The following is a 15,325-nucleotide window of genomic DNA, read 5'->3' on the forward strand; positions in this document are numbered from 1 at the left end:
GTGCCGTGCTTTTCAAGCGACGAAGCGCCGCTCTACACTGTACCGGTACAGTTCCCGGGGTCCGTCCATGACGATCACCCGGTCTCCTCCGGCCGCCACGGCCGCGAGACTACAACAATGACAACACACAAGAAGAGTGGAGCACGTATGAAGAAGGGTACTCAGCGTCTATCCCGCCTGTTCGCCGCGATGGCCCTGGCCGGGTTCGCCAGTTACTCCATGGCGGCCGACACCATCAAGATCGCCCTGGCTGGCCCGGTCACCGGTCCGGTGGCCCAGTACGGCGACATGCAGCGCGCCGGTGCGCTGATGGCGATCGAACAGATCAACAAGGCAGGCGGCGTGAACGGCGCCCAGCTCGAAGGCGTGATCTACGACGACGCCTGCGATCCCAAGCAGGCCGTGGCGGTCGCCAACAAGGTGGTCAACGACGGCGTCAAGTTCGTGGTCGGCCATGTCTGCTCCAGCTCCACCCAGCCCGCCACCGACATCTACGAAGACGAAGGCGTGCTGATGATCACCCCCTCGGCCACCGCCCCGGAAATCACCTCGCGCGGCTACAAGCTGATCTTCCGCACCATCGGCCTGGACAACATGCAGGGCCCGGTGGCCGGCAAGTTCATCGCCGAGCGCTACAAGGACAAGACCATCGCGGTGCTGCACGACAAGCAGCAGTACGGCGAAGGCATCGCCACCGAAGTGAAGAAGACCCTGGAGGCCGCGGGTGTCAAGGTCGCCGTCTTCGAGGGCCTGAACGCCGGGGACAAGGACTTCAACGCGCTGATCAGCAAGCTGAAGAAGGCCGGCGTACAGTTCGTCTACTTCGGCGGCTACCACCCGGAAATGGGCCTGCTGCTGCGCCAGGCCAAGCAGGCCGGCCTGGACGCGCGCTTCATGGGTCCGGAAGGGGTCGGCAACAGCGAGATCACGGCGATCGCCGGGGACGCCTCGGAAGGCATGCTGGCGACCCTGCCGCGGGCCTTCGAGCAGGATCCGAAGAACAAGGCCCTGATCGACGCCTTCAAGGCCAAGAACCAGGACCCGAGCGGCATCTTCGTCCTGCCGTCCTACTCCGCCGTGACCGTGATCGCCAAGGGCATCGAGAAGGCTGGCGCGGCCGACCCGGAGAAGGTCGCCGAGGCCCTGCGCGCCAATACCTTCGAGACGCCGACCGGCACTCTCGGGTTCGACGAGAAGGGTGACCTGAAGAACTTCGACTTCACCGTCTACGAGTGGCACAAGGACGCCACCCGGACCGAGGTCAAGTAAGCATCGTTGCAGTACGAAGCCCACGTCACCCACCGTGGGCTTTGTTTTAGCACCCGCAGATGATTCCGCGCACGGCGGCCCGACAGGGGCAGGCGAAGACCGGCAGCGTTCACCGTTGGTGGACGGGAGCCCGGTTTTCCCCTGCGTCCCGGCGGCCCGCCGCGCGCCGGATCGTCGCGGGTCTCAGCAGCGTTCCGGCCCCACACCCGCGAGCCGAACGTTTTCCTGCCGTACAACGGCGGGCGTTTAGCGAGAGAGTCCCATGCCCGAGATTTATCACTACCTGCAACAATTGGTTAACGGCCTGACCGTCGGCAGCACCTATGCGCTGATCGCGATCGGCTACACCATGGTCTACGGCATCATCGGCATGATCAACTTCGCCCACGGCGAGGTGTACATGATCGGCTCGTACATCGCCTTCATCGCCATCACCCTGCTGGCGATGATGGGGCTGGACAGCGTTCCGCTGATGATGCTCGCCGCGTTCGTCGCCAGCATCATCGTCACCAGCGCCTTCGGCTACAGCATCGAACGGGTCGCCTACCGCCCGCTGCGCGGCGGCAACCGCCTGATCCCGCTGATCTCCGCGATCGGCATGTCGATCTTCCTGCAGAACGCCGTGATGCTGTCGCAGGACTCGAAGGAAAAAGCCATCCCGACCCTGCTGCCCGGCAACTTCGTGTTCGGCGAGAGCAGCATGAACGGCGTGGTGATTTCCTATATGCAGATCCTGATCTTCGTCGTCACCTTCCTGGTGATGTTCGGCCTCACCCTGTTCATCTCCCGCTCCCGCCTCGGCCGCGCCTGCCGCGCCTGCGCCGAGGACCTGAAGATGACCAACCTGCTGGGTATCAACAGCAACAACATCATCGCCCTCACCTTCGTCATCGGTGCCGCCCTCGCCGCCGTGGCAGCGGTGCTGCTGGGCATGCAGTACGGCGTGATCAACCCCGGCATCGGCTTCCTCGCCGGCATCAAGGCGTTCACCGCCGCGGTGCTCGGCGGCATCGGCAGCATCCCCGGGGCGATGCTCGGCGGCCTGCTGCTGGGCGTCGCCGAGGCTTTCGGCGCCGACGTGTTCGGCGACCAGTACAAGGACGTGGTGGCCTTCGGCCTGCTGATCCTGGTGCTGCTGTTCCGGCCCACCGGCATCCTCGGTCGCCCGGAGGTGGAAAAGGTATGAGCCAGTCCCTCAAGCGCGCTCTGTTCAGCGCCCTCCTCGTCATCCTGGTGTCCTATCCGATCCTCGGCCTGAAGCTGCGCACCGTCGGCATCAAGCTCGAGGTCCTCGGCGCGGACGCACAGACCCTCTGGACCATCGCCGCGGCCGCCGTGGCCATGTTCGTCTGGCAGCTGTTCCGCGACCGCATCCCGCTCAAGCTGGGCCGCGGGGTCGGTTACAAGGTCAACGGCAGCGGCCTGAAGAACTTCCTCAGCCTGCCGTCGACCCAGCGCTGGGCCGTGCTCGCCCTGGTCGTGGTGGCGTTCGTCTGGCCGTTCTTCGCCTCGCGCGGGGCGGTGGACATCGCCACCCTGATCCTGATCTACGTGATGCTCGGCATCGGCCTGAACATCGTGGTCGGCCTGGCCGGCCTGCTCGACCTCGGCTATGTCGGCTTCTACGCGGTGGGCGCCTACACCTACGCGCTGCTCGCCGAGTACGCCGGGTTCGGTTTCTGGACCGCCCTGCCGATCGCCGGGATGATGGCCGCGCTGTTCGGTTTCCTCCTCGGCTTCCCGGTGCTGCGCCTGCGCGGCGACTACCTGGCGATCGTGACCCTCGGCTTCGGCGAGATCATCCGCATCCTGCTGCGCAACATGACCGAGATCACCGGCGGCCCCAACGGCATCGGCTCGATCCCCAAGCCGACCCTGTTCGGCCTGACTTTCGAGCGCCGCGCGCCGGAAGGCATGCAGACCTTCCACGAGTTCTTCGGCATCGCCTACAACACCAACTACAAGGTCATCCTGCTCTATGTCATCGCCCTGCTGCTGGTGCTGCTGGCCCTGTTCGTGATCAACCGGCTGATGCGCATGCCGATCGGTCGCGCCTGGGAAGCGCTGCGCGAGGATGAGGTGGCCTGCCGCGCGCTCGGCCTCAACCCGACCATCGTCAAGCTCTCCGCCTTCACCATCGGCGCCAGCTTCGCCGGTTTCGCCGGCAGCTTCTTCGCCGCGCGCCAGGGCCTGGTGACGCCTGAGTCCTTCACCTTCATCGAGTCGGCGATGATCCTCGCGATCGTCGTGCTCGGCGGCATGGGTTCGCAGCTCGGCGTGATCCTCGCCGCGGTGGTGATGGTGCTGCTCCAGGAAATGCGCGGATTCAACGAATACCGCATGCTGATCTTCGGCCTGACCATGATCGTGATGATGATCTGGCGTCCCCAGGGACTGCTACCGATGCAACGCCCGCACCTGGAGCTGAAGCCATGAGCCGACCGATTCTCGAAGTGAGCGGCCTGACCATGCGCTTCGGCGGCCTGCTGGCCGTCAACGGCGTCAACCTGAAGGTCGAGGAAAAGCAGGTGGTCTCGATGATCGGCCCGAACGGCGCCGGCAAGACCACCGTGTTCAACTGCCTGACCGGCTTCTACCAGCCCACCGGCGGCCTGATCCGCCTCGACGGCGAGGAGATCCAGGGCCTGCCCGGCCACAGGATCGCTCGCAAGGGCGTGGTGCGGACCTTCCAGAACGTCCGCCTGTTCAAGGAAATGACCGCGGTGGAGAACCTGCTGGTCGCCCAGCACCGCCACCTCAACACCAACTTCCTCGCCGGCCTGTTCAAGACCCCGGCGTTCCGCCGCAGCGAGCGCGAGGCCATGGAGTACGCCGCGCACTGGCTGGAGGAAGTCAACCTCACCGAGTTCGCCAACCGCAGCGCCGGCACCCTCGCTTACGGCCAGCAGCGGCGTCTGGAGATCGCCCGCTGCATGATGACCCGCCCGCGGATCCTCATGCTCGACGAGCCGGCCGCCGGCCTCAACCCGAAGGAGACCGACGACCTCAAGGCGCTGATCGCCAAGCTGCGCAGCGAGCACAACGTGACGGTGCTGCTGATCGAGCACGACATGAAGCTGGTGATGAGCATTTCCGACCATATCGTGGTGATCAACCAGGGCGCCCCCCTGGCCGACGGGACGCCGGAGCAGATCCGCGACAACCCGGACGTGATCAAGGCTTATCTGGGGGAAGCGTGAGCATGCTGAGTTTCCACAAGGTTTCCACCTACTACGGCAAGATCCAGGCGCTGCACGACGTCAGCGTGGAAGTTAAGAAAGGCGAGATCGTCACCCTGATCGGCGCCAACGGCGCCGGCAAGTCGACCCTGCTGATGACCCTCTGCGGCTCGCCGCAGGCGGCCAGCGGCAGCATCCGCTACGAAGGCGAGGAACTGGTCGGCCTGCCCTCCTCCAGCATCATGCGCAAGAGCATCGCGGTGGTCCCGGAAGGCCGCCGGGTGTTCTCCCGCCTGACGGTGGAGGAAAACCTGGCGATGGGCGGCTTCTTCACCGACAAGGACGACTACCAGGTGCAGATGGACAAGGTGCTGGAACTCTTCCCGCGCCTGAAGGAACGCTACGAACAGCGCGCCGGGACCATGTCCGGCGGCGAACAGCAGATGCTCGCCATCGGCCGCGCGCTGATGAGCAAGCCGAAGCTGTTGCTGCTGGACGAACCTTCCCTGGGTCTGGCACCGATCATCATCCAGCAGATCTTCGAGATCATCGAGCAGCTGCGTCGCGAAGGCGTCACCGTGTTCCTCGTCGAGCAGAACGCCAACCAGGCGCTGAAGCTCGCCGACCGCGCCTACGTGCTGGAGAACGGCCGGATCGTCATGCACGACACCGGCGCCGCCCTGCTGACCAACCCGAAGGTGCGCGACGCCTACCTCGGCGGCTGAACACCGTCCCGCCGGAGACATCAGCGGATACGAAAACAGCCCCGATGGGCTAATGCCAGTCAGTCAAGCCTTTGAGCGAGAGGCTTCTCGCTCACCTCGATGAGAAGGCCCAAGAAAACGGCGCTTCCCTCGCTTGAGGAAGCGCCGTTTTCTTAACTGACCGGCATGACCTGCTGGCTACAGGCCGTAGCGCTCGATGGCATCCAGGTGCGGCTGGGTGTCGACCTCCGCCGCTTCCGCCAGGCGCAGCCAGCACATCCGGTGCGGCCATTGGCCGGTGGCCTCCTGCAACGCCTGGTGCAGCTCGCGCGGGGCCAACTGCGCGGGCGTCGCCACGGTGAAGTAGATCGCCCGCAATTCCTCGCCGCTGCTGGCATCGCTGACCTGGTAGTCGCGGTTGCTGTGCACCCAGACCTTCCAGCCGCGCGCGTCCATGGCCTCACGGAAGGCGTCGAAGGCTTCCTCGCCGGGATACACCCCGTCCACCAGCCAGCTCGGCGAATAGCCGCCGCCCTCCAGCACATGCACCACGGCATAGGTGGGCACGAAGCGCTTGCGCTCCTCTTCGTCCTCCGGCGCCGGGTAGATCAGCCCGGCGTCGAACACCACCCAGTCGCCGACCCGCTGGCCGCGGTTGCCCGGGGCGTTCTCCAGGACCCGCGCGGTCACCGGGCCGGTGCGCCGGGCATAGTAGTCGAGCGCCTCGCCATCCTCGATGTAGCGGACGATCACCCAGCCCCAGTCTTCCTCGATCGGCCCCTCGCCAGCGGCGAACTCCATGCCCATCCCGGCGGCCACCTCGCGCAGCATCGTCCAGTCGCGCGCGGCGCTGGCGGCGGTCATCTGGTCCCACTGCACCGACTGCGGTTCCTCCAGCTTGCCGGCCAGTCGCTGGTAGGCCAGCGCCGCCTCGGCGAAGCGATCCTGCTCCATCAGCGCCTTGCCCAGCAGGCTGTGGGCCCCCAGCGAGCCGGGGGAAAGCTCCAGCACCGACTGGCAGGCGCGCTCCAGTTCCGGCCAGTCGTTGAGTTTCTCGGCCAGCTTGACCTCGCTCCACAGGGCGATCAGCGGCACGCTGTCGGCGTAGAGCCGTCCCAGACGCTTGACCTGGTCGTACTCGCCGCGCGCCAGCAAGGCGTTGAGCAGGTAGTAGGCCAGCTGCTGTTCCTCGTCGGTGTGGCGTTCGACGTATTCCCAGAGCAGGTCGATGGCCTCGTCGTCGGCGGAACACGCTTGCAGCGCCGAGGCGGCCACTTCGCGCAGGGCGGTATCGTCGGGTCGCTCGGCCAGCGCCTGGAGCAGCCACTGCACCTCCTTCTCCGGGTTGCGCGGCGAGTCTTCGGCGCCCTGCGCCGCCAGCCAGTCGAGCAGTTCAGCGGCCGGCACAGGCAGGTCCTGCTGCTGCGGCGCGGCGTCGATTTCCGTCCGCAGCCCGGCGAGCAGTTCGCTGGCGCCGCGATCGCGCTGCAACTGTTGCGCATGTCGCTCGGCCAGCGCCAGGTGACGCCTGGCGCTCCACACCGAACCGCGTTGCAAGGCGAGGCGGATGGCCTGGCTGGCGACGTCGACGACCACCCGGTGCGCGCCCTTCTGCGAGTAGTGCTCGAGCATCTGCTGCAGGCGCCCGCCGAAGTCCCAGGTGTTGCGCTCCGGGGTCCGTTGCAGCAGCAGGTAGACCGCGCGCAGCCAGATCGTGCGGTAGCGCGGAGCGATCTCGGAGAACGGCAGCAGCGCCTCCAGGGCTTCCTCGTCGCGCGCCAGCAAGGCCAGCGCATGGGCCTTGTACAGGCGCCGTGGCTGGCTGATGTTGTTCCACTCCGCGCCTTCGACCTTGTCCTCCATCTCGCCGATCAGGGCCAACGCCTGTTCGGCGCGGCCCAGGCTCAGGAGGATCGCCACGCGCATCTCCAGGAGGCTGTCGAACACCTCCTCCCCTGCGTCGAGGATCTTCTTCTCCTGTTCGGCGAGGAAGGCCAGGGCGTCTTCGCCGCGCCCGTCGTCGAGCAGCGCCTCGGCCTTCTCGTTGCTCAGGCAGTGGAAGCAGGCCCAGGTCGGGTCGATCCGCGCCAGGGTCTCGTCACAGACCTCGATGCGCTCCTCCACCCAGCCCGGGCCGTCGACGTTGGCGTAGCACGACGCCAGGTCCTGGGTCACGCAGACCGACTGCGGGCAGGCCTGGGTGTCGTCGCGGTTGGCCAGTTCGAACAGGGAAACGGCGTCGGCCAGGGCGGTCTCGCCCTCCAGCTGGTTGCCGACCCGGTTACGCATCTCCCAGTGGCGGACGAAGATTTCCAGCCACGGGTTGTTCAACGTCCGGCTCAGCGCCTTGACCTCCGGCAACAGCGCCTCGGCGCGCTCCACCTCGAGGTCGCAGACATACGCGGTGAGTTCGTCGATCAGCCGCGCACTCTGCTCCTGGCCGGCTTCACGCAGGTCGGCGCGGAGCTTTTCCACCCAGTTCCAGATATCCATATGCTTCAGTCTCCATCAGGCGTGTTGCGAATTTTCTTATTGCCCCAACAGGCGCTTCACCGAATCGGCGAGTCCGGCCAGGGCCTGGTTCAGCGAGGTCGCGGGCTGGCCGCGCCCCTGACCGGCGATGATCACCTTGAACGAGCGCAGCAGCAGCGCAGCATGGGCCGCTTCGCCGCGCTCCTCGCCGACGGCCGCCAGCAGCGCCTGCACCGCCGGATTGTCGAGGTTGACGTAGAGCCGGCTCGGCTGGCGATTGTCGAGCTTGCGGGTGAACTGCCGGGCCAGGCGCAACGCCGCGGTGGAGATACGCTTGTCGGCCTCGTCGTCCTCCAGCCGGCGCTTGAGTTCGGCGTCGCGGTCGGGCACTACCACAAGCGGCAGTTCCTCGGGGCTGAAGCGGGCGATCACCAGTTCCTCCCCGGCGCTGCCCAGCTGCTCGGCAAGCCAGGCGGTCTCGCGCTCGGGCAGACGATCCAGGCGGAACAACTGGCGGTTGCCCTGCTCGGTGCCCAGTTCCACCAGGCGCTGGCCCTTGGCCTGGGCCCAGCGACGCAGAAAAGGTACCACCGCATAGCGATTGCCATGGGCCACCGGTACGCCCATGGCGCGGAACAGCATTTCCTCGAAGCCGCTGTCGTTGTCCAACAGCACGTGCACCGCGCCGCGCGAAAGGAGTTCGGAGGCCGGGAGGTCGCCTTGCGAGGTGGGTACGCGCAGGCTGTCCATCATCAGCGCGAACAGTCGCTCGTCGCACAGCGCCGCACCCAGCAGGGCTTCGTTGTGCCGCAGCAGGACCCGTCGCCATGCCTCCGGCTGCTGCCGGGCGACCTCGCCGAGCCCGGCGATCAGCGCCTCGGCCAGCGCATGCTGGATCGCCGCGTAATGGTCGTCGCGCTGCAGGTCCTCACGGCTGGCGGTGGGCGTCAGGCGGTTCGACTCGATCACCCCGCCGACGAAACCGGCCCAGGACGGCAGCAGGTCGCGGGCGTCGTCGTCGAGCAGCATGCCGCGGAGGAATACCGAGAGATTGCGGTTGTCGCTGGTGCCATAGGTGCCACCGTCCTGGATCCACAGCAGGCCCCGCACGTCGACCCGCTCGTCGGGCCGCACCGGCAGGCAGCAGATCGGCTCGAAGTCGTGTTCGAAGCGCGCGGCGAACTCCAGGTCGCGGCGTCGCTGCTGCAGGGGGTGCAACGCGGCATCGGCGGCCAGCCGCCACGGCGGCGGCTCCGGGTTGATCGGCTGGGCGTCGCCACCGACGTGAATCGGCTCGCGCAGCAGCACGCAGTAGCGTTCGAGGATCTCGCGCAGACGCGCGGCCTGGGTCAGCGCGCTGTACTCGTCCTGCAGTTCGAGGGTGATCTCGGTGCCCACCGGCCGCGCCGGCATCGGCGTCACGCTGTACTGCTCGGCGTTGCTGGAGACGTAGCAGAAACCCAGTTCCGGCTGCTGGTAGGAAGTGGTCCGCACGCTGACCCGGCGGGCCAGCACGAAGGCGGAGAGGAAGCCCAGGCCGAACATGCCGATCAGCCCGCTGTCCTCGTGGCCGGACTGGCGCAGCCCACGAGTGTAGCCGACGCCGACGGTGGCCAGGTAGGCATGGATTTCGTGCTCGGTGAGCCCGGCGCCGGTGTCGACGATGCGCACGGTATTGCTGGCGCTGTCGCCGATCACCTCGATCCGCGAAGGGCCCTGCCAGTCGGGCTGCTCCAGGCGGCGGCGGAGGATCGAGTCATGGGCGTTCTGCACCAGCTCGCGCAGGGCCACGGTGGGCGTGGAATAGAGGTGCTTGCTGAGCACCGACATCACGCCGTTGAGATCGACTCCGGCGCGACGGATCTGGGGAGTGTTCGATTGCGGAAAGCTGCTTTGCATGTCCCTATCCAAGCGTTCGATGAGTGGCGTCCGCTCGCGCTCGAGCGGTCCGGTGCGCAATTCTGCCACGTTCCGTCGCCTTCCTTGTGCGACGACGGGCCCGCGATGGGTCCCGGCCCGGCATCGGGCCGGCTCGGAGTGCAATAGAGCCGTGTCGCGGCGAAATGTTCAACCCTGCAGGCCGATCAATTGTCGCCGGCTGCGCTCGAACCAGTCGAGCAGGTAGTCGGCGAGCACCTGGGTACGCCGCGGCAGGCCGCCCTGGAACGGGTGGACGAGGAACATCGGCGTGCTGCGCGTCTGGTAGTCGCGCAGCAGCCAGGCCAGCCGACCATCGCCCAGTTCGTCATGGACCATGTACGACGGCAGCCGGGCGATGCCGGCGCCGGCCAGCGCGGCCTTCTTCAACAGGCTGTAGTGGTTGCTGGCGAGGAAGCCCGAGACCGCTACCCGCTCCAGCCGGTGGCGACGGTGGTAGAGCCACTCCTCGTGCCCGCTGTAGTGCGAGTTGAGCAGGCACTCGCGCTCGCGCAGCTCGCCCGGACGCAACGGTTCGCCATGCCGCGCCAGGTAGGCGGGGCTCGCGCAGGTGATTTCCTGCAGGACGAACAACGGCCGCGCCACCAGCCGCGCGTCCTGGTCCACGCCGGCGCGGATCGCCAGGTCGAAGCCCTCACCGACCAGGTCGCGCAGGCCGTTGTACAGGTCCAGTTCGACGCGCAGCAGCGGATAGCGCGCCTGGAAGTCCTCCAGCAGGGCATCGAACAGCGTCTCGCCCAACGACACCGGCAAGGTCACCCGCACCTGCCCTTCCACCGACTCCTGCAGCCGCGCCACCGCCTGCCGCGCGCGTTGCGCCTGGGCTCGCAGCGCCTGCGCCTCGGGCAGCAGCGCGGCGCCCGCGGCGGTCAGCGACAGTCGCCGGGTGGTGCGGTGCAACAGGATCACGCCGAGCTGCCGCTCAAGGGCGCCGATGCGCTTCGACAGTTGCCCCTTGCTGCAACCCAGGCGTTCGGCGGCGCGGGTGAAGCTGCCCAGTTCGACGAGCACGGCGAAAGCGGCCAGGTCTTCCAGGTCTTTCACGACTGTTTCCCCATGGAAACGAAAGGTTGACGATTGGCTGGATTATCCACACCAAAGCCGACTCTACACTGGAAACCGTCTTCCTTCATTCCAACGAGAGGCTCGCATGAAGATCATCCTCATCGGTGCCAGTGGCACCCTCGGCAAAGGTATCGACAAGGAACTCGGCGAACGCCACGAGATCGTCCGGGTCGGCCACAGCAGCGGCGACTTCCAGGTCGATATCAACGACGCCGCCTCGATCCGTGCCCTGTTCGAAAAGACCGGTCGCTTCGACGCGCTGGTCGCCGCGGTCGGCAAGGTGCACTTCGGCGCGCTGGAAGAGATGGGCGAGGTCGAGTATCAGCTCGGTCTGCGCGACAAGCTGATGGGCCAGGTCAACCTGGTCCTGATCGGCCGCGAATACGCCAACGACGGCGGCTCCTTCACCCTCACCAGCGGCATTCTCAGCGACCAGCCGATCCGCTCCGGCAGTTCCGCGAGCATGGTCAACGGCGCTCTGGAAGGCTTCGTGCGCGGCGCCGCCATCGAGCTGCCGCGCGGCCTGCGGATCAACGCCGTGAGTCCGACCGTGATCAGCGAGGCGATGCCTGGCTACGCCCCCTACTTCCGCGGCTTCAAGCCGGTACCGGCGGCCGATGCGGCGCTGGGCTACGCGCGCAGCGTGGAAGGTGCGCAGACCGGGCAGGTGTATCGGATCTGGTAAGGGACGCCGGTCAGGACAGGCGGTCCGCATAGCAGGTCGGCGAACTGCCCGGTTGTTGCCGGTCGAGTTCCTCCTCGAGGAATTCGGCCAGCACCACGGCGTTGTTGTGCCGCTGGTCGTGGGCGCCATAGAGCAGGGTGAGGGTGCCCTCGCGGGCGCTGTCGAGCAGGCCCCACCAATGTTCCGGATGGGCCTGCAGCTCGGCGCGGTAGTGCTCGCGGAAGCTGTCGAACAGCGCCGGATCGTGGCTGAACCGCTTGCGCACCTCGCTGGACGGCGCCACCTCCTTCAACCAGTCGTCCATGGCCAGCGCTTCCTTGCGGATGCCGCGCGGCCACAGCCGGTCCACCAGGACGCGCCGGCCATCGGCGGGCGACGCCGGTTCGTAGACTCGCTTGCATTGGATCATCGTTCGCCTCCCCGGTCATAGTGAAGGCCGATCGGACTTGAGCTCGGCCCGGACGCTCGGTAACGTGGGCGCATTTTCGATGGAGTCTTCCTTATGCGCCCTGCCCGTCTGCTGGTCTACAGCCTGCTCCCCTTGTTCGCCGCCTGCCAGGTGTGGAAGCCCGAATCGCCGAGCACCAGTGTAGACACCCGCTTCCAGGGCGAACTGGTGAAGATCAACGGCGCGCTGCAATTCCGCCCCTGCGCCGAGAAACGCCTGTTCAGCGTCGAGGACGTGGCCAATACCGGCCTGCGTCGCGAAGCCGACGCCCTGTTCGACGACGGCGCCCAGGGCCTGTTCGTCGACCTGCGCGGCACCATGGGCCCGGCCAAGGCGCGCGGCACCGACGGCAAGCTGGAGGTCAGCCGACTGTACCGCGTGCAGAACGAGGGCCCCGGCTGCGACGATCCGAACTTCAAGCTGCTGACCTTCGCCGCCAATGGCAACGAGCCGTTCTGGAGCGCCAGGGTGAACAACCAGGGCCTGCGCCTGGATCGCCCGGAGCACGAAGCCCTGGCCCTGCCCTATGTCGCCGAGGAGCTACCCAACGGCAGCACCAGCTACTCCAGCGAGGCGAACGGCAAGAAGGTCGAGCTGTGGATCGCCCCGTCGCCCTGCAGCGACAGCATGAGCGGCGCCTTCAGCAGCTATTCCGCCGAGCTGCGCATCGACGGCGAGACGCTGCGCGGCTGCGCCTATCCGGGCGCGCTGGGCAAGTGACGACACGGGCCGCCACGGCGGCCCGTCTCCCGTTCAGAACAGCAGTCCGGCCTGTTCCAGGCGCCGCCGCAATGCCGCCAGGCCGCCTTCGTACTCCCAGTAGGCGACGCGACCATGGGAAGCGCTGACCAGCAGGTACTTCTCGCTGACCGACTGGATACGCTCGACGCGCAGCAGTTTCTCGACGAACCGTTCCTCGCCGATCTGCTCGACGATTTCCCGGTTGTCCGCGTCGTAGCCGTGGACCATGAAAGCGGCGCGCACCTTGAGACGGATGAAACTCACCGTGCGGCTTCGCGCTGGAGGGAAAGATTGCGATGGCATACCGTCGAGCGCCCCGAGCCGTTCGGCCGCCGCGCCGGATCGGCATAGGTTTCCAGCTCGACGAAGCCGGCCTTGCGCATCATTCCCGCCGACGCCAGGTTCTCTTCGTGGCGATCGATATAGACGTCCTCGATGCCTTCGTCGGCCAGCCGGGCCAGCACCGCCTCCAGCAACGCGCTGCCGAGACCCTGGCCGGCCGCCGCCGGATGCACTACCGCCTCGCAGATATAGGCCCGCGGCGCATCGGCACGCTGCGGCTGGTAATGGGCGAAATCCTCGGTGCGACGGAAGCTGGCGAACCCCAGCAGCCGCTCGTCGCGCTCGGCCAGGACGGCACGTACCTCGCCGCCGGCGATGGCCCGCAGATGCGCACGCACCTCCTCCTCCGGCAAATGGTTCCAGGGATTCGGCCCGTGGCTCAGCAACAGGTCGGTCATGGCCTCGATATCGCCGGCTTCGGCAGCTCGCAAACGGTTCATGTCCCCTCCTTCAAAATCCAGCCACCAACAGTCCGTCGGGTAGCGCCACGCCGCGCTCGACGCAGGCAGCCACCGCCTCGATCAGGGGTTCCAGCGCATGGCCCTGCCTGGCCAGCCAGACCGGATCGTAATAGGTGGTCGCATAGCGTTCACCGCCGTCGCAGAGGATCGCCACCAGCGAGCCCGTCTCCCCCACCGCCACCATCTGCCGCGCGGCCACCAGGGCGCCGATCAGGTTGGTCCCGCTGGAACCGCCGACCCGCCGGCCGAGGCGCCGCGCCAGGTAATGCATGGCCGCCAGCGACCAGGCGTCCGGTACCTTGACCATGGCGTCGATCACCTCCGGCAGGAATGACGCCTCGACCCGCGGCCGCCCGATGCCCTCGATCCGCGAGCCGCAATCCAGGGTCAGGCCGCGGTCGCCGCTGACGTAGGCGTCGAAGAATACCGAGCGCTCGGCGTCGGCGCAGAGCACCCGGGTGCAGTGCTGGCGATAGCGCACGTAGCGGCCGAGGGTCGCCAGGGTGCCGCCGGTGCCGGGGCTGGAGACCAGCCAGGTCGGGGTCGGGTGCGGTTCGTGGCGCATCTGCTGGAAGATCGACTCGGCGATGTTGTTGTTCGCCCGCCAGTCGGTGGCGCGCTCGGCGTAGGTGAACTGGTCCATGAAGTGTCCGCCGCTCTCCCGCGCCAGGCGCTCGGACTCGGCGTAGATCTGCGTAGGGTCGTCCACCAGGTGGCTCTGCCCGCCATAGAAGGCGATCTGCGCGATCTTTTCCTTCGACGTGCTGGCCGGCATCACGGCGATGAAGGGCAGGCCCAGCAGGCGCGCGAAATAGGCTTCGGAAATCGCCGTGGAACCGCTCGACGCCTCGATCACCGGCGCGGCCGGCCTGAGCCAGCCATTGCACAGCGCATAGAGGAACAGCGAGCGTGCCAGGCGGTGCTTGAGGCTGCCGGTGGGGTGGCTGGACTCGTCCTTGAAATACAGTTCGACACCCGGAAGGCCGGGGGTCTCCAGGGGAATCAGGTGGGTATCGGCGCTGCGCTGGAAATCCGCCTCGATGATGCGGATCGCCTCACGGGCCCACTGCCGGTGGTCGAGGGTCATGCCTACTCCTTCAGTTGAGGACGCCGGCCGGAGGCGGCGGCGCGGCGCTGCGCCACTGGCTGATGGCGACGCCGATGAAGACCAGGCCGGCGGCGAGCAGCTGCGGGCCGTTGAGGGTTTCGCCGAGGAACAGCGCGGCGAATACCAGGGTGAAGACCGGAATCAGGTTGATGAGCCCCGAGGCCTGGCTGGCCGGCAATCGACCGACGCCAAAGTTGTACAGGCCGTAGGCGCCTACCGTGACCACCACGCCGAGATACACCACCGCCTGGATGCCCAGTGCGCTGGGCTGGCTCGGCAGGTCGGCGCTGGCCAGCGCCAGCGGCAGGAAGAACAGCGTGCCGACGAAGGCCTGCATGGCGGTCAGGGCGAACGCTGAGTAGCGCGCCGACAGGTGCTTCAGCAACAGGGTATAGCCAGTCGCGCAGAGCATCGCGAGGAGTTCGAAGAAGTTGCCCAGCAAAGGTCGCGGCGCATGCAGGTCGGGCTCGCCGGCGAGGCTCAGCCAGATCGAACCGAGCACCGCCAGGCCGAAGCCGATCCAGGTCATCCGGCCGATCCGCTCGTGCAGCAGCAGCCAGGCGCCCACCGCCACCAGCAGCGGCAGCAGCGCGGTGATCATCCCGGCCTGGGCGGCGCTGGTGTACTGCAGGGCGAAGGATTCGCAGAGGAAGTACAGGCAGGGTTCGCAGGCGGCCAGGCCGAGCAGGTACTTCCAGTCGCCCGGACGGTAGTCGATACGTCCGCGCCAGCGCCAGGCGGCGAGGAACACCAGGCTGCCGAGGGCCATGCGGGCGAAGATCACCCAGAGCGGCGGCAGTTCGCGGAAGGCGACCTTCAGCACCACGTACGAACTGCCCCACAGCGCCATCGCCAGGATCAGGCAGGCCAGGGCGAACCAGCGCGTCCGAGTCAAAGGGAACCTCCAGCACGG

15 protein-coding genes are annotated in these 15,325 nt (G+C 67.2%); 7 read left to right on the forward strand and 8 right to left on the reverse strand.

Annotated features, from left to right (window positions below; all coding sequences use genetic code 11):
* The first annotated feature begins 147 nt into the window (after window positions 1–147).
* The 5 genes from B7D75_RS19665 (at window position 148) to B7D75_RS19685 (ending at window position 5,173) form a co-directional block, all read left to right on the forward strand.
* On the forward strand, window positions 148–1,269 hold the full coding sequence (locus tag B7D75_RS19665) for a branched-chain amino acid ABC transporter substrate-binding protein (RefSeq protein ID WP_003149703.1): 1,122 nt from the start codon (window positions 148–150) through the stop codon (window positions 1,267–1,269).
* A 262-nt stretch (window positions 1,270–1,531) separates the two neighbouring features.
* Window positions 1,532–2,455, forward strand: coding sequence for a high-affinity branched-chain amino acid ABC transporter permease LivH (gene livH, locus B7D75_RS19670; protein WP_012076729.1), 924 nt, complete (start codon window positions 1,532–1,534; stop codon window positions 2,453–2,455).
* Window positions 2,452–3,705: a high-affinity branched-chain amino acid ABC transporter permease LivM gene (locus B7D75_RS19675; RefSeq protein ID WP_003149702.1), complete on the forward strand. Its 1,254-nt coding sequence runs from the start codon at window positions 2,452–2,454 to the stop codon at window positions 3,703–3,705. Before livH ends, B7D75_RS19675 begins: the two co-directional genes overlap by 4 nt.
* Complete coding sequence (gene livG, locus B7D75_RS19680) at window positions 3,702–4,469, forward strand: high-affinity branched-chain amino acid ABC transporter ATP-binding protein LivG (RefSeq protein WP_012076730.1); 768 nt, start codon at window positions 3,702–3,704, stop codon at window positions 4,467–4,469. The genes B7D75_RS19675 and livG overlap by 4 nt, the downstream gene beginning before the upstream one ends.
* A 2-nt stretch (window positions 4,470–4,471) precedes the next feature.
* Entirely contained in the window at window positions 4,472–5,173 is a 702-nt protein-coding gene (locus B7D75_RS19685) for an ABC transporter ATP-binding protein (RefSeq protein WP_003149701.1), read from the forward strand.
* Window positions 5,174–5,350: 177 nt separating this feature from the next.
* Here the strand turns inward: B7D75_RS19685 and B7D75_RS19690 are convergent, their stop codons facing one another.
* From B7D75_RS19690 to B7D75_RS19700, 3 genes are all read right to left on the reverse strand, one after another.
* Window positions 5,351–7,645, reverse strand: a complete 2,295-nt coding sequence (locus tag B7D75_RS19690) for a tetratricopeptide repeat protein (protein WP_058146262.1) — start codon at window positions 7,643–7,645, stop codon at window positions 5,351–5,353.
* Window positions 7,646–7,681: 36 nt separating this feature from the next.
* Window positions 7,682–9,592, reverse strand: coding sequence for an ATP-binding protein (locus B7D75_RS19695; protein WP_074197518.1), 1,911 nt, complete (start codon window positions 9,590–9,592; stop codon window positions 7,682–7,684).
* A 99-nt stretch (window positions 9,593–9,691) separates the two neighbouring features.
* Window positions 9,692–10,606, reverse strand: a complete 915-nt coding sequence (locus B7D75_RS19700) for a LysR family transcriptional regulator (RefSeq protein WP_033998721.1) — start codon at window positions 10,604–10,606, stop codon at window positions 9,692–9,694.
* A 106-nt stretch (window positions 10,607–10,712) separates the two neighbouring features.
* Here B7D75_RS19700 and B7D75_RS19705 point away from each other — a divergent pair, with 106 nt between their 5' ends.
* Complete coding sequence (locus B7D75_RS19705; protein ID WP_003149699.1) at window positions 10,713–11,312, forward strand: short chain dehydrogenase; 600 nt, start codon at window positions 10,713–10,715, stop codon at window positions 11,310–11,312.
* Between the two features lie 10 nt (window positions 11,313–11,322).
* Here B7D75_RS19705 and B7D75_RS19710 read toward each other — a convergent pair whose 3' ends face one another.
* Window positions 11,323–11,721: a DUF488 domain-containing protein gene (locus tag B7D75_RS19710; protein ID WP_107114344.1), complete on the reverse strand. Its 399-nt coding sequence runs from the start codon at window positions 11,719–11,721 to the stop codon at window positions 11,323–11,325.
* Between the two features lie 93 nt (window positions 11,722–11,814).
* On the opposite strand from B7D75_RS19710, the gene B7D75_RS19715 reads away from it, so the two are divergent.
* Window positions 11,815–12,480: a COG3650 family protein gene (locus B7D75_RS19715; RefSeq protein ID WP_003149697.1), complete on the forward strand. Its 666-nt coding sequence runs from the start codon at window positions 11,815–11,817 to the stop codon at window positions 12,478–12,480.
* 33 nt (window positions 12,481–12,513) lie between these two features.
* On the opposite strand, the gene B7D75_RS19720 is transcribed toward B7D75_RS19715, so the two are convergent.
* Genes B7D75_RS19720 through B7D75_RS19735 form a run of 4 tightly spaced genes read right to left on the reverse strand, consistent with a single transcriptional unit; the run spans window position 12,514 to window position 15,307 of the window.
* Window positions 12,514–12,765, reverse strand: coding sequence for a hypothetical protein (locus B7D75_RS19720; protein WP_003149696.1), 252 nt, complete (start codon window positions 12,763–12,765; stop codon window positions 12,514–12,516).
* On the reverse strand, window positions 12,762–13,283 hold the full coding sequence (locus tag B7D75_RS19725) for a GNAT family N-acetyltransferase (protein WP_034079475.1): 522 nt from the start codon (window positions 13,281–13,283) through the stop codon (window positions 12,762–12,764). Before B7D75_RS19725 ends, B7D75_RS19720 begins: the two co-directional genes overlap by 4 nt.
* 10 nt (window positions 13,284–13,293) lie before the next feature.
* Window positions 13,294–14,391: a PLP-dependent cysteine synthase family protein gene (locus B7D75_RS19730; protein ID WP_053814327.1), complete on the reverse strand. Its 1,098-nt coding sequence runs from the start codon at window positions 14,389–14,391 to the stop codon at window positions 13,294–13,296.
* Window positions 14,392–14,401: 10 nt separating this feature from the next.
* The gene (locus B7D75_RS19735) at window positions 14,402–15,307 is read right to left on the reverse strand and encodes a DMT family transporter (RefSeq protein WP_107114345.1); all 906 of its coding nucleotides are present in this window, start codon (window positions 15,305–15,307) and stop codon (window positions 14,402–14,404) included.
* Between the last annotated feature and the right edge of the window lie 18 nt (window positions 15,308–15,325).

Origin of the sequence: Pseudomonas paraeruginosa (assembly GCF_003025345.2) — a bacterium.
GTDB classification, from domain to species: Bacteria; Pseudomonadota; Gammaproteobacteria; order Pseudomonadales; family Pseudomonadaceae; genus Pseudomonas; species Pseudomonas paraeruginosa.

Bases quoted from the DNA above. Each gene is read 5' to 3' on its own strand.
- B7D75_RS19665 (WP_003149703.1), top strand. From the start codon at position 148: ATGAAGAAGGGTACTCAGCGTCTATCCCGCCTGTTCGCCGCGATGGCC.
- livH (WP_012076729.1), top strand. From the start codon at position 1,532: ATGCCCGAGATTTATCACTACCTGCAACAATTGGTTAACGGCCTGACC.
- B7D75_RS19675 (WP_003149702.1), top strand. From the start codon at position 2,452: ATGAGCCAGTCCCTCAAGCGCGCTCTGTTCAGCGCCCTCCTCGTCATC.
- livG (WP_012076730.1), top strand. From the start codon at position 3,702: ATGAGCCGACCGATTCTCGAAGTGAGCGGCCTGACCATGCGCTTCGGC.
- B7D75_RS19685 (WP_003149701.1), top strand. From the start codon at position 4,472: ATGCTGAGTTTCCACAAGGTTTCCACCTACTACGGCAAGATCCAGGCG.
- B7D75_RS19690 (WP_058146262.1), bottom strand. From the start codon at position 7,645: ATGGATATCTGGAACTGGGTGGAAAAGCTCCGCGCCGACCTGCGTGAA.
- B7D75_RS19705 (WP_003149699.1), top strand. From the start codon at position 10,713: ATGAAGATCATCCTCATCGGTGCCAGTGGCACCCTCGGCAAAGGTATC.
- B7D75_RS19710 (WP_107114344.1), bottom strand. From the start codon at position 11,721: ATGATCCAATGCAAGCGAGTCTACGAACCGGCGTCGCCCGCCGATGGC.
- B7D75_RS19715 (WP_003149697.1), top strand. From the start codon at position 11,815: ATGCGCCCTGCCCGTCTGCTGGTCTACAGCCTGCTCCCCTTGTTCGCC.
- B7D75_RS19725 (WP_034079475.1), bottom strand. From the start codon at position 13,283: ATGAACCGTTTGCGAGCTGCCGAAGCCGGCGATATCGAGGCCATGACC.
- B7D75_RS19730 (WP_053814327.1), bottom strand. From the start codon at position 14,391: ATGACCCTCGACCACCGGCAGTGGGCCCGTGAGGCGATCCGCATCATC.